Source organism: Rhodococcus sp. MT28 (assembly GCF_058792695.1).
The window spans coordinates 45,504-57,843 of the sequence record NZ_JBXAFD010000012.1; the positions used below are offsets into that span (position 1 = coordinate 45,504).

At 65.3% G+C, this 12,340-nt stretch carries 10 protein-coding genes; 8 read left to right on the top strand and 2 right to left on the bottom strand.

Annotation, left to right across the window (positions count from 1 at the left end; translation table 11 throughout):
* Positions 1 to 44: 44 nt before the first annotated feature.
* Together pgfA and AC1Q6C_RS28930 are read left to right on the top strand one after the other, a co-directional pair.
* On the top strand, positions 45 to 1,178 hold the full coding sequence (gene pgfA, locus AC1Q6C_RS28925; protein WP_064443181.1) for a cell envelope lipid trafficking protein PgfA: 1,134 nt from the start codon (positions 45 to 47) through the stop codon (positions 1,176 to 1,178).
* A gap of 169 nt (positions 1,179 to 1,347) precedes the next feature.
* Positions 1,348 to 2,304 carry an ABC transporter substrate-binding protein gene (locus AC1Q6C_RS28930; protein ID WP_064074119.1) on the top strand — a complete coding sequence of 319 codons (957 nt, stop codon included), beginning with the start codon at positions 1,348 to 1,350 and terminating at the stop codon, positions 2,302 to 2,304.
* Here AC1Q6C_RS28930 and AC1Q6C_RS28935 read toward each other — a convergent pair.
* The gene (locus AC1Q6C_RS28935) at positions 2,285 to 3,511 is read right to left on the bottom strand and encodes a polysaccharide biosynthesis protein (protein WP_322000328.1); all 1,227 of its coding nucleotides are present in this window, start codon (positions 3,509 to 3,511) and stop codon (positions 2,285 to 2,287) included. The genes AC1Q6C_RS28930 and AC1Q6C_RS28935 overlap by 20 nt on opposite strands.
* A 33-nt stretch (positions 3,512 to 3,544) precedes the next feature.
* On the opposite strand from AC1Q6C_RS28935, the gene AC1Q6C_RS28940 reads away from it, so the two are divergent.
* Positions 3,545 to 5,284 (top strand): MmpA family trehalose lipid delivery protein, encoded by a 1,740-nt coding sequence (locus AC1Q6C_RS28940; protein WP_208689832.1) that lies wholly within the window; start codon positions 3,545 to 3,547, stop codon positions 5,282 to 5,284.
* Here the strand turns inward: AC1Q6C_RS28940 and AC1Q6C_RS28945 are convergent.
* Positions 5,231 to 6,445, bottom strand: a complete 1,215-nt coding sequence (locus AC1Q6C_RS28945) for a glycosyltransferase family 4 protein (RefSeq protein ID WP_058227317.1) — start codon at positions 6,443 to 6,445, stop codon at positions 5,231 to 5,233. The genes AC1Q6C_RS28940 and AC1Q6C_RS28945 overlap by 54 nt on opposite strands.
* Positions 6,446 to 6,618: 173 nt before the next feature.
* On the opposite strand from AC1Q6C_RS28945, the gene AC1Q6C_RS28950 reads away from it, so the two are divergent.
* The 5 genes from AC1Q6C_RS28950 to AC1Q6C_RS28970 all read left to right on the top strand — a co-directional run bounded on the left by AC1Q6C_RS28950 (position 6,619) and on the right by AC1Q6C_RS28970 (position 12,229).
* Positions 6,619 to 7,389 (top strand): class I SAM-dependent methyltransferase, encoded by a 771-nt coding sequence (locus tag AC1Q6C_RS28950; RefSeq protein ID WP_003945692.1) that lies wholly within the window; start codon positions 6,619 to 6,621, stop codon positions 7,387 to 7,389.
* Positions 7,390 to 7,393: 4 nt separating this feature from the next.
* Positions 7,394 to 8,281, top strand: a complete 888-nt coding sequence (locus AC1Q6C_RS28955; RefSeq protein WP_208689833.1) for an ROK family protein — start codon at positions 7,394 to 7,396, stop codon at positions 8,279 to 8,281.
* Between the two features lie 139 nt (positions 8,282 to 8,420).
* Entirely contained in the window at positions 8,421 to 9,608 is a 1,188-nt protein-coding gene (locus AC1Q6C_RS28960) for a phosphotransferase family protein (protein WP_257237545.1), read from the top strand.
* Between the two features lies 1 nt (position 9,609).
* Complete coding sequence (locus tag AC1Q6C_RS28965; RefSeq protein WP_208689835.1) at positions 9,610 to 10,779, top strand: Rv3169 family protein; 1,170 nt, start codon at positions 9,610 to 9,612, stop codon at positions 10,777 to 10,779.
* Between the two features lie 4 nt (positions 10,780 to 10,783).
* The gene (locus AC1Q6C_RS28970; RefSeq protein ID WP_003945530.1) at positions 10,784 to 12,229 is read left to right on the top strand and encodes an aldehyde dehydrogenase; all 1,446 of its coding nucleotides are present in this window, start codon (positions 10,784 to 10,786) and stop codon (positions 12,227 to 12,229) included.
* Positions 12,230 to 12,340 lie beyond the last annotated feature (111 nt).

A 12,340-nucleotide genomic window follows, 5' to 3' on the forward strand; every position in this document is an offset into this window, starting at 1 on the left:
CGGTTGGGGAACCTCGAAAGACTTAACGGGTTAGGAGTCACAGCATGGCGGAACGCTCAGGGCCGAGCCGGATACTTCCTTGCATTCTGGTGGGCCTCGGTGCCTTCCTTTTGGCCATCGCCATCCTCATTCCTACCTACACGGTAGGCAAGCTGGAGAAGACGCCACTCGACCTCGAGGTGACCACCGTCGCCACAGGCACCGGTAGCGTCCTCAACTCGGCGGCCCTCCTCGCCGGTAAGGCGCAGGTCGACAACAACGTGCCGATCGTCGCTCAGCGCTACGTCACCACGCAGGACCCGTCCGACGCCGACATCATCACCGTCGAAGCCGGCCAGACCGTCCGTCGTACCGACAAGCAGGGTGACACCGGACTGCTGACCGCAACCCTGGACCGCGTCACGCTCGATCGCGTCAGCTCGATGCCGACCAACGATCCGGTCGGAACCGTCCAGACGTCCAGCGACCAGCCCGCCGAAGAAGTTTCCCGCGACGGTCTGCAGTACAAGTTCCCGTTCAACACGGAACAGAAGAGCTACCCCTACTTCGACCTGAACGCTCGCGCCACGAAGGACATCGACTTCGTCGAAGAGACCGAGATCAACGGTCTGAAGGTGTACCACTTCCAGCAGACGATCGATCCCGTCGACCTGTCGAAGGTCGTCAACTCCCCCACCAACAAGCTGAGCCTGCCCGCCGACACCTGGGGCGTTCCCGGTGGCGCTACTCCGATCACGATGACGCGTTGGTACACCAACGTCCGTGACCTGTGGGTCGAGCCCAAGACCGGCGTCGTCGTCAAGGGCCAGGAGCAGTTGCACCAGTACTACGGACGCAACAAGGACTCGGTCGACGTCGAGGTTCTCAAGGTCACGCTGCCCTTCGACGAAGCAACCATCGAGTACCAGGTCCAGCAGGCACGTGACGGCATGGACAAGCTCTCGCTGTTCGGCCGCACAGTCCCGATCGTGGCAGGTGTGCTCGGCGTCATCGCGCTGATCGCCGGTATCTTCCTCGGCATTCGCGGCGGCAAGGGCGGAACTCCGGCCCGCGCTGCACACGGCGGAACGAACCAGAATCCCAGCGGCCAGGGCTCGCCCGAGCCGGCTCCGGGTGAGCACGACTGGACCTCGGACGACACTCAGGTGATCCCGCGTCCGGATCTGCGCAAGGACTGATTCAGACAGTAAGCAGAGCGCCCCTTCCACACGGAAGGGGCGCTCTGCTGCGTTTCGGGGCTTTGTTGCCGGATCGGCGTACGGATTGGCGCAACGGGTCGTTCCCTCCGCGTGGTCGCGGGCTTAGCGTTTTCTGGAAGTCCAGACCACCCCGAACACGAGGAGCCACATGCCCGCATCAACAGTTCTGGGTTCGCACATCTGTGTCAGCGATCTGACACGTCGGAGATTTGTTGTCGGCACGGCTGCATTCTCCGGGCTGTTCGCCGCCGGTTGCGCGAGGTCCGCCGGTACCGAGGGCGATTCGGCCGGGATGCGCACGGTCACGACCTCGCTCGGAACCTACGACATTCCGGTCACCCCGAAGCGCGTCGTCGCCATCGACTCCCGACTCGACCTCGAACCAGCCGTTGCGATGGGCCTGCCGGTCATCGCGTACAGCTTCGACGCCGCCGAGCCGTGGGTACCGGCCGATCCCACGGCACAGGTGTTCGAGGCACCGGTCAACGTCGAGGCAATTCTCGCGCTGGAACCGGACCTGATCATCTGCACCGACATCGGTGAGGCCTCCGACATGTGGCCGCTACAGCAGTTGAGCCAGACAGCGCCTGTGCTTCCGATGGACTTCACGCGCCCGTGGCGCGAGAACATCGATCAGCTGGCGAGTTGGCTGAATCGCACCGAGAACCCCGACGTCCGTCAGGTCATCGGAGCGTACGAGGACAAGGCAGCCGGATTGAAGGAACGTCACGCCCCGAGCTTGGCGAGCAAGCAGATCGTGCTGCTGAACTACGTGAATCAGAAGGTCAACGGCGTCAACCGCAAGGGCATCTCCACGCAGGTGGCCGAAGACCTCGGCGTCCAGCTCCAGTGGCCGGTCGAGGGACAGAAGGAGATCTCTACCGAAAACCTCGTGACTGCTCTCGACTCGGCCGACGGAATGATCGTCACCACCGCGCCCGGCGTGGATCCCGTCAGCGACGACCGCGCGATGTGGAACCGTATCCGCGCAGTACAAGGCGACAACGTCGTCTACACGGGTGGGAACATCAACTACGGATCCGTCTACACCGCGATGCGTACGCTCGACTACTTCGACGATCTGTTCACGCGTCTGGAGAACTGACGCCGGTGTGAGGTGCCGGCCGGGCGCGGTCGGCACTTCGCACTGCGGCGACGGACACCGCCAACGCCGTCGTCGACGCAACCACCACGGCGACGCCGATCAACTCTCCCGGCGTCTTCGCCCACACCAGCATCACCGTCGCCTCCACGGCCAGTCCTGCCCACGCCAGAAGGGCCACTCGTGTGCGTTCTGACGCGATTGCGGACAGCAAAGCACCCTGGAGTACCGCCAGCGCTGCACCGTGCAGGGCGAAGGCCCACAGCATCGGAGCCACGGCGGCGTACGCGTCGCCCACGAGCATCGGCACCAGCGGGCCGGCAACTGCGGCCCCCAGAACCAGGACGGCGCCGATACCGACGAGCACCGCCAACGCCGAGCGAACTGCCTGCGCCGAGTGCGCCGGGTTCGCCATCTTCGGGTACAGCACGACGCCCACTGCCTGTGGCAGCCAGAACGCCACCTTCGTCGCGACGGCGCCGAGTGCGTAGACACCGGCGTCGTATTCGCTGAGAACGACACGGACGATCAGCAGGTCCAGCGAAGACAACGCGATCAGCGCGAGCTGAACCTGAGACGCCGCGAGCACGGAGACGACGCCGATACGCACCGGACGGTCCTCGCTCACCGAGACGGTTCGGTCGACCACTCGAACTATCGCCACCAGCAACGCAGTTCCGGCCGCGCCCGCGACCAATGCCGCGCCTGCCCCGCCGCCGAAAGCCAGAACGATCACTGCCGGAAGGACTTTCATTACCCCGGCTCCGGCCAGTACGGCACTGAGAGTGCCGAATCGACCGTGTCCTTGCAACAATCCCTGCTCCGTTGCCAGCAGAACCAACATGGGCGCGGTCACCAATGCCGAGAACGACGCCACGATTCCGGTGTCGAGCAGCCACGCCATCGCCGGAGCGAGCGCAACCGCGAGGACGGCGACGATCGCGGTGCATCGATACCCCAACGACCGCAACGCATCTGTGCTCTTGCCACGCACCGCCTCGCGGGCGACCACCGTCTGCAACGCCAATGCCGGAACCGCAAGCACCAACTGGGCGGCAAGCAGACTCGCGAACTCGCCGTAGCCGACCGGACCCAACCATCGGCTGGCCAACCATGCCAACAGGTACGACGCGACATTGGCCGTCATCGATCCCACCAAAACCATGCCGACCCCGGCCGCGGCGGCGCGATCGAGTGGTTGGCGAGGCATGGCAGTAATGATGCACCACGTATCGTGCGCGTCATGACAGTGCAAGCCGGATACCGCCGTTACCTGCCTGCGGCGTACAGCCTGGCGCTGGCACTGTTGATCCTCGGACCGCTGCTCGGCCCCGGCTACCTCCTGCTGCGCGACGCCGTCAGCACGCCGCGCTCGTACCTGACCGACTCCGCCCTCGGACTCACCGACGCCGCAGCCCGCGCCGTTCCCCAGGACGCACTGATCGCAGCATTGAGCACCGTGATCGACGGCGGACTGGTGGTCAAGTTCATCCTGCTCGTGGCGCTCTGGCTCGCCGGTTGGGGTGCGGCGCGCATGGTCGCCGTCCTGCTGCCGACGGCCGGTCTCGGTCCACAACTGGTCGCGTCGACGGTGATGCTCTGGAACCCCTACGTGGCCGAGCGCCTGTTGCAAGGACATTGGAGCCTGCTGACCGGTTATGCCGCACTGCCGTGGATCGTGTGTGCCGGAATCGGAGTTCGCCGAGCCACGCCCGGGTCCTGGTGGGCGTCGGCCGCGTCACTGGCATTCGCGGGCCTGACACCTACCGGCGCTCTGCTCGCTCTGACGGCCGCGCTGGTGGTAGTTGCCACCCCCGGAGGCCGAACCTCGGCCATGCGGCGTGTCTGCGGCACTATCGGGCTGTTCCTCGTCGCCGCCTCGCCGTGGTTGGTCGCCACCTTCGTATCCGGAGCAGCAGGCGACGGTTCCGATCCGGCGGGAGTCGCCGCCTTTGCCGCCCGAGCAGAACCGGGACTCGCGACGCTGGGCAGCCTCGCCGGTCTCGGCGGTATCTGGAACTCGGCAGCGGTACCGCCCACGCGCACAACACTCTTCGCATTGGTCGGAACAGTTCTTCTGCTTGTCGTGGTGTTCGCCGGTATGCCCGCTCTGTGGCGCCGACGCCGGAATCCTGTTGTCAGTGGACTCGGACTACTGGCCCTGTTCGCGGTGCTGGCTCCGACCATGGGCGCTACCCCGTGGGGTCTCGACGCCGGCCGATGGTCGGTCGAGGTGTTCACCGGCGCCGGTCTACTGCGTGACGCCCAGAAGTGGGTCGCGCTGGCCGTCCCGTTCTACGCACTTGCTGCGGCCGCCGCGGTGATGTGGGCAGGCAATCGGTTCTCCCTCCCCCGCCCGGCATTCTCGGTTGCCGCCGTCGTGGTGACGATCGTGGCACTGCCGGATCTGGTGTGGGGTGTCGGCGGCGCGTTGAAGCCCGTGCACTACCCCGGTTCCTGGACCGTGGTGGCCGAGCAACTGCGAGACGAAACCGGTGACGTTGCAGTGCTTCCCGCCGGAATGTTCCGCGCGTTCCCCTACAGCGGTGATGCGCCGGTACTCGACCCCGCACCACGCTTCCTGCCCCTCGACGTTCTGCAGACCGGCCAACTGGTGGTTGCCGGTGGTGCGGTCGGCGGCGAGGGGACTCGGGCAACCCAGGTCGAGGACCTACTGCTGGCCGGCGGAAGTCCTACGCAGTTGGCCGATCTCGGAGTCGGATGGGTACTGATCGAGCGCGGGACACCAGGTCAACTCGGCAACTCGGCAACCACACTCGACGGATTGGAACAGGTCTTTGCCGACAACGATCTCGAGCTCTACCGGGTACCCGGAGATGTTGCCGCGCAGGAAGCGTCGACCGGTGCCCGAACTGCCGTCATCGCTGCGCATCTCGCGTGGATACTGATGGGCGTGATCGCGCTGATCTCAGTCGGACTGAACCAGAACCGAATTCGACTCGCGAGGCGCGGCCAGTCCTGAGACCCACCGACCGTCCTTGTGCGCGGTCAGCACCTCGAGCACTCCGGTGCCGGTCTGCTCCCAGGAGAACTCGCCCGACCACACCCGAGCTTTCTCACCGAGCACCATGCGAAGTTCGTGGTCGCGGAGCAGAGTGCCGGCAGCCTGCGTCAGATCGGCGATGTCGCCGTCGGCGGCGTTCTCGCCCCCGACCAGAAGGCCCGTCACTCCGTCGACGATCGAATCGGTCAGACCCTTCGAACTGCGGTAACCGATCGTCGGAACACCGTGCTGCGCAGCCTCGATGACCGCCAGGCCCCACCCTTCCTTCCGCGAAGGCATGAGGTGGATCCACGATTGCGCCAGCAGTTCGTGTTTGCGAGCCTCGTCGACGTGGCCGTAGAACGAGACGGCGTCACCGATCCCCAACTCGGCGGCGCGATCGCGCAGGTTCTGCTCCCACCAACCACCACCGATGACGTCGAGATGGATGTCCGGAAGCGTCGGCCGCAGGGCTGCGACCGCTTCGAGTGCGTCCTCGATCTGCTTGTGCGGCACCAGCCGTGAGAGAACCGAGATGGTGGGACGCTCGGCCCTGGTGATCGATCCGCCCGCGTCGACGCCGACGGGGAGCCGATCGGCACCGTTACGCACCACGGCAATTCGTTCGCGCTCGACACCGAGGTCCACCAATTCTTCCGCTGAGGGAAGCGACACCGTCAGATACTGACTACGTCGATGGGTGCGCGGTGACAATCGCGATTCGACCCACCAGCCGATCCGGCCGACGAGCTTGCCTGCCACCGGCCACTGTTCGCGATGGCAGTGATGGACCAGAAGCGTGACCGGTGCACCCGCCACGGTCTTCGAGAAGAAGGGGATGCCGTTCTGGGTGTCGATCACCGCGTCGGGGCGGATGCCCTTGAGCGATCCGAAACCCAGACGTCCGGCGGCAATGGCGGCCAGAGCGCGGGGGTACACGCTGAAACGTCCACCGGCCCGGCTGATGGTGATGCCGTCTCGAACCTCCGACGCGGGCGCCCCGGGATACGACGCCGTCCGCAGCGTCACCTTGATACCGCGCTCGGCCAACTGGGATCCGACCTGCTCGAGGTAACGCTCGCTTCCACCGCCCTGGGGATGCCCGGTATCGCGCCAGCAGAGCAACAGAACCTCGCGCACGTGCGTTACTCCCTGAGTTGGTCGGTGGCCACCCCGGTTCGGGCGATCCTGCGGGATGCCCCGCCTGACCGGCCGGTAACCCTGCCGAACACCCTAACTGTTCGAGCGTCCGTATTGCCGCGCTCCTGACGGTGTTCGTGGACCGGGTGCCCCAGTGGCTAAAGTTGCTACCCGTGACCAAGCCCGCAGTGACCCGCATTTTCGGCCGACGGGCAACCCTGAAACGCTCGTTCGGCCTGCTCAGCGACTTCCGCCACGAGCAGTCCGCGCCCGACATCTTCTACGGCGCGCTCGCGCGCGACTCCGTCGAATTGATCTCGGACCTGCACGAAGGTCACACCGGGCGCTCCCTCGACGGTCTCACCGTCCTCGACGTGGGCGGCGGTCCGGGCTATTTCGCGGAGGTCTTCCAGGCCGCAGGTGCCCGCTACATTCCCGTCGAACCCGATCCGTCGGAGATGCACGCAGCAGGTCTGACGGTGGGCGGCGCGGTGCGTGGATCCGGTTTGGCACTGCCGTTCCTGGACTCGTCCGTGGACATCTGCTTCTCCTCCAACGTGGCCGAACACGTCAGCGAGCCCTGGCTGATGGCCGAGGAAATGCTGCGCGTGACCAAGCCCGGCGGCTTGATGGTTCTCTCGTACACCCTGTGGTGGGGTCCGTTCGGCGGCCACGAAACCGGACCGTGGCACGCGCTGGGTGGCGAGTACGCAGCCAAGCGGTACCTACGCAAGACCGGACGCGAACCGAAGAACAGATTCGGGGTGTCGTTGTTCAAAGTCGGCGCCACGGACGGCTTACGCTGGGCCCGTGGAACCAGCCAGGGCACGTTGCTCGCCGCGATCCCGCGCTACCACCCGTCGTGGGCGTGGTGGATGGTCCGAGTCCCCGGTCTGCGGGAGTTCCTGGTGAGCAACCTCGTCGTGGTTCTCGAAAAGCGATAGCGACATGCGCCTCGCAGTCGACATCGGTGGTACCAAGATGGCTGCCGGGGTCGTGTCCGAGGACGGCCGCGTTCCCGTGTTCGACAGCGTTCCGACGCCGCAGACCGACCCGTGGGGATCCTGTGCGGCGCTGCTCGAACGAGTCGCAGACGGCCGAGAGGTCGACGGTGTCGGCATCGCGTGCGCCGGGCCGGTGGACACCGTCGCCGGCGTCGTCGCTCCCATCAACATCACCGAGTGGGCACAGGGATTCGAGCTCGTAGCGGGCGTCCGCAGCCTCTTTCCCGATGCCGGAACCGCCCTCGCCATGGACGGAGCCGCAGCGGCATTGGCGGAGTTCCACCACGGCGCCGGACGCGGAACCCCGAACCTCCTGAACCTGGTCGTCTCGACGGGAATCGGCGGAGGAATCGTTCTCGGCGGTGAGATTGCTCGGGGTCGCACGGGGAACGCCGGTCACATCGGCCACCTCGTCGTTCCAGGATCTGCCGAACCGTGCAGCTGCGGGGGCGTCGGCTGCCTCGAGACGGTGGCAAGTGGACCGTCCGCGGTGCGATGGGCTCGTAGCCAGGGCTGGTCGGGGAACACCGGCCGTGAACTAGCCGAGGGTGCACGCAGCGGCGACGCGATCGCCGTGGACGCGCTTCACCGTGCAGGCACGGCGCTCGGTGGTGCCATCGCCTCGGCGGCTGCCCTCCTGGACGTGGACCTCGCGGTGATCGGCGGCGGTTTCGCCCAGTCGGGTACACCGCTGTGGGAACCGATGCTCGACGCGGCTGCCCGACATGCCCGTTTGTCGTTCATCGCCGGGCTCCGGATCGTTCCCGCCGAGCTGGGTGGCGCCGGAACTCTGACCGGTGCGGGCTTGCTCGCGCTCACCGCCGTTATCTGACACGCGTTCTTCCCCGATAAATCCGCAGGGAGTCCCACTAAACGGGTGCCACCTGTTCCCAATTTCTGTAACGTGTTTTAGTGTTCTGACTCACACCGTTACGGGCATTGCACGTGACGCCTACGGGAAGGAGGTGACCGTGAGCCCAGACGCTTCCTCATCTGACGTTGCCTCGACTGCTTCTTCGACCGATGAAACCGAGCATCACGCCCAGGTCGCCCGACCAAGCGATTCCCTCCGCGACACCGAAGACCTCCGTGAGCGCCTGGAACGGTGGATGGCCGGCAAGGTGCCGAGCGGATCCACTGTGACCGTCGCCGACGTCACCTTGCCCGCAGCCAACGGCATGTCCAGCGAAACCATCCTCTTCGACGCCACCTGGGACGGCGAACATCATCCCTTGGTCGCTCGGGTGGCGCCGACGGAATCGACCATGCCGGTCTTTCCTGCCTACGACCTCGAATCCCAGTTCCGCACCATGGCTCAGGTGCGCGAGCACTCGGCAGTGCCCGTACCCGCGGTGTACTGGTCGGAATCCGACCCGGACGCGTTGGGTGCGCCGTTCTTCGTGATGGAACGCATCTCCGGCGACGTGCCACCGGACGTCATGCCGTACAACTTCGGATCGTGGGTCACCGAAGCGTCTCCCGAGCAGCGAAAGACCCTGCAGCGCAGCTCGGTCGACGTCCTGACTCAGTTGCATGCCATCGACAAACCTGGTGAGCGTTTCGACTTCCTCCGACTCCCGAATTCGGGAACGACTGCACGAGAAGCATTCACGGCGCACATCGCCGAGCAGCGCGCGTACTACGAGTGGGTGGTCTCCGACGGGATCAGATCACCGCTCATCGAACGTGCCCTCGACTGGATCGAGGAGAACAATCCCGCGGACGATTCCCCGGCCGTGCTCTGTTGGGGCGACTCGCGCATCGGCAACGTCATGTACCAGGACTTCGCGCCGGTAGCCGTACTGGACTGGGAAATGGCAACTCTCGGCCCGCGGGAGATGGATCTGGGCTGGATGGCATTCCTGCACAGGTTCTTCGAGGACATCGCCGGTCTGGCGAACCTACCCGGCCTTCCCGACTTCCTTCGACTGCCGGATCTCGCGCAGACCTACGCCGAGATCACCGGCTACACCCCGCACGATCTGGAGTTCTACGTTACCTATGCCGCACTGCGTCAGGCGGTCATCATGTGGCGAATCCAGGCCCGCGCCATAGCTTTCGGCCAGTCACAGCGACCCGAAGACCCCGACGACATGATCATGCACCGCGCTTCGCTCGCCGCGATGCTCGACGGTACCTACTGGGAGAGGTTGGCCTGACATGCTCTCACCGATGGACGACTATCCCGTTCACCAGATCGCCGAACCGATCCGTCACGTAGCCACCTCGGATCGAAACTTCTACGACCGCTACTACTTCAACTGCTACCCCACCGAATCCCCCGACGTGTTCCTCATCGTCGGACTCGGCCAGTACCCCAACCTCGGCGTCATGGACGCATTCGCTGTCCTTCGCCGCGGTGACGACCACATCGTTGCTCGCATGTCGAAGGCGCTGGGTGCCGACCGTACCGACACCACCGTCGGACCTCTGCGCGTCGAAGTGCTCGAAGGGCTGCAGAAGCTCCGCGTCGTACTCGAACCGGGCAGCGAATACGATCTCTCCTTCGACATCACCTTCGATGCCACCATCCCCGCGGCGCTCGAGCCCAAGCACTTTCGCCGTCAACTCGAACGAGTCACGTTCGACACCTCACGCTTCCTGCAGACCGGCACGTGGACCGGATCGCTCACCGTCGACGGGGAGGACTTCGCGATCGACCCGAAGACGTGGCGAGGTAACCGCGACCGCTCGTGGGGTGTGCGTCCGGTCGGTGAAGCCGAACCGCAAGGCAGACGCGCCGTCGACGGAATCCAGAACTTCTTCTGGATCTACGCGGTCATGCAGTTCGACGAGTTCACGATCTCGGTGATCATGCAGGAAGACGAGCAGGGCAGGCGCATCGTCGAAGAAGCCATGCGAGTGTGGCCGGACGAAGCCAGGGACAACGAATGGCTCGGCCGACCCGAACACGAACTGACGTTCTGCCCCGGCACCCGCGACGTCACCGGAGCGACCATCACCTTCCACCGGCCAGGCGGTGAAGTCCTCACCGTCGCCTGCGAACTGCTGCTGGCCAACTACATCGGAATCGGCACCGGCTACGGGCTCGAACAGGACTGGCGTCACGGAATGTGGCAGGGCGAACTCGTCGTACAAGGGCTCCGCCACAAGGTCCACGAGATCGAACCGTTCCAACGCATGTTCTCCCCCGTCGACAATCTCGCGTCCTTCACTCTCACCGAAGGCACGAACACCAACACCGGCACCGGTCTTTTCGAGGTAGCCGCCATCGGACCGCACGAGAAATACGGATTCACCAGTTTCACCGACACCGCACAGGCAGACGACGCGTATGCCCTCGCGGCGACCGACAACACCGAGGAATGAATTGATGACTGACTACGACAAGCTCTACATCGGTGGAGCATGGGTGGCCCCGGCCACCGACCAGGTACTCGAAGTGTTCTCTCCCGCAACGGAGGAGCGCGTCGGCAGCTGTCCCATCGCAGCACCGGCAGACATCGACGCGGCCGTGTCCGCAGCCCGCGCGGCGTTCGAGGGACCGTGGTCACGCACCACCCCCGCCGAGCGCGGCGCGATCCTCGCCAAGGCCGCCAAGCTGATCGAAGAGCGCAGCGCGGAGATCAACCAGCTCATCTCCAACGAGATGGGCCAGCCGCCCGCCATGGTCGGCATGATGCAGCAGACCCCGTCGATGGCGACGCTGGGCTACTACGCCGAGCTGGCCGACAAGTTCGCGTGGGAAGAGAAGCGCACCGGCGCATTCGGGCAGACCAAGGTGACCCGTGAGCCCGTCGGCGTCGTCGCCGCCGTGCTGGCCTGGAACGTCCCGCTGTTCCTGGCGATCAACAAGCTGGCCCCCGCACTGCTCGCCGGCTGCACCGTACTGCTCAAGCCCGCACCCGAATCCCCTCTCTCCGTCCACGTGATCGCCGAGATCTTCACCGAGGCAGGCGTTCCCGAAGGCGTCATCTCCGTGCTCCCCGGCGGAGCCGAGACCGGCGAATATCTGGTCTCTCATGCGGGCATCGACAAGATCACGTTCACCGGATCCAGTGCCGTCGGCCGCAAGATCGGTGCCATCGCCGCACAGAACCTCAAGCGCTGCTCCCTCGAACTGGGTGGCAAGTCCGCCGCGATCATCCTCGAGGACGCCGACATCGCCGCCGGAATGCCGATGCTCGTCATGTCCGGCCTGATGAACACCGGTCAGGCCTGTGTCGCTCAGACCCGAATCCTCGCTCCCCGTTCGCGTTACGACGAGGTCATCGAGGGAATGAAGACCGCCGCAGGCTTCATGACCGTCGGCGATCCGTCCGATCCCGCAGCACAACTCGGCCCGCTGATCTCCGAGAAGCAGCGCGAGCGCGTCGAGGGTTACATCGCCAAGGGTAAGGAAGAAGGCGCGCGCGTCGTACTCGGTGGTGGACGCCCCGCCGGCCTGGACAAGGGCTGGTACGTCGAGCCGACCATCTTCGCCGACGTGGACAACTCGATGACCATCGCACGCGAGGAGATCTTCGGACCCGTTCTCTCGGTGATCCCGTACGACTCCGAGGACGAGGCCATCAAGATCGCCAACGATTCGGATTACGGCCTCGCCGGATCGGTGTGGACCACCGACATCGATCACGGACTCGAAGTTGCCGCGCAGATCCGCACGGGTACCTACGCGATCAACTGGTACGCCTTCGATCCCGGATCGCCGTTCGGTGGTTACAAGAACTCCGGTATCGGGCGCGAGAACGGACCTGAGGGCCTCGAAGCCTTCTGCGAGACCAAGTCCGTACTCATGCCGCCCGGCTACGTGGGCTGACCCACCCGGGAGTTGGCACCCTTTGCTGACAGTTGGCACCCGTTCCGACCTGCCGGAACGGGTGCCAGCCCCATGAAATGGGTGCCAACTCCCAGCGAATCCACAGATCCA

Coding starts and splice junctions, on each gene's coding strand:
- pgfA (WP_064443181.1), top strand. CDS start 45: ATGGCGGAACGCTCAGGGCCGAGCCGGATACTTCCTTGCATTCTGGTG.
- AC1Q6C_RS28930 (WP_064074119.1), top strand. CDS start 1,348: ATGCCCGCATCAACAGTTCTGGGTTCGCACATCTGTGTCAGCGATCTG.
- AC1Q6C_RS28935 (WP_322000328.1), bottom strand. CDS start 3,511: ATGCCTCGCCAACCACTCGATCGCGCCGCCGCGGCCGGGGTCGGCATG.
- AC1Q6C_RS28940 (WP_208689832.1), top strand. CDS start 3,545: ATGACAGTGCAAGCCGGATACCGCCGTTACCTGCCTGCGGCGTACAGC.
- AC1Q6C_RS28955 (WP_208689833.1), top strand. CDS start 7,394: ATGCGCCTCGCAGTCGACATCGGTGGTACCAAGATGGCTGCCGGGGTC.
- AC1Q6C_RS28965 (WP_208689835.1), top strand. CDS start 9,610: ATGCTCTCACCGATGGACGACTATCCCGTTCACCAGATCGCCGAACCG.
- AC1Q6C_RS28970 (WP_003945530.1), top strand. CDS start 10,784: ATGACTGACTACGACAAGCTCTACATCGGTGGAGCATGGGTGGCCCCG.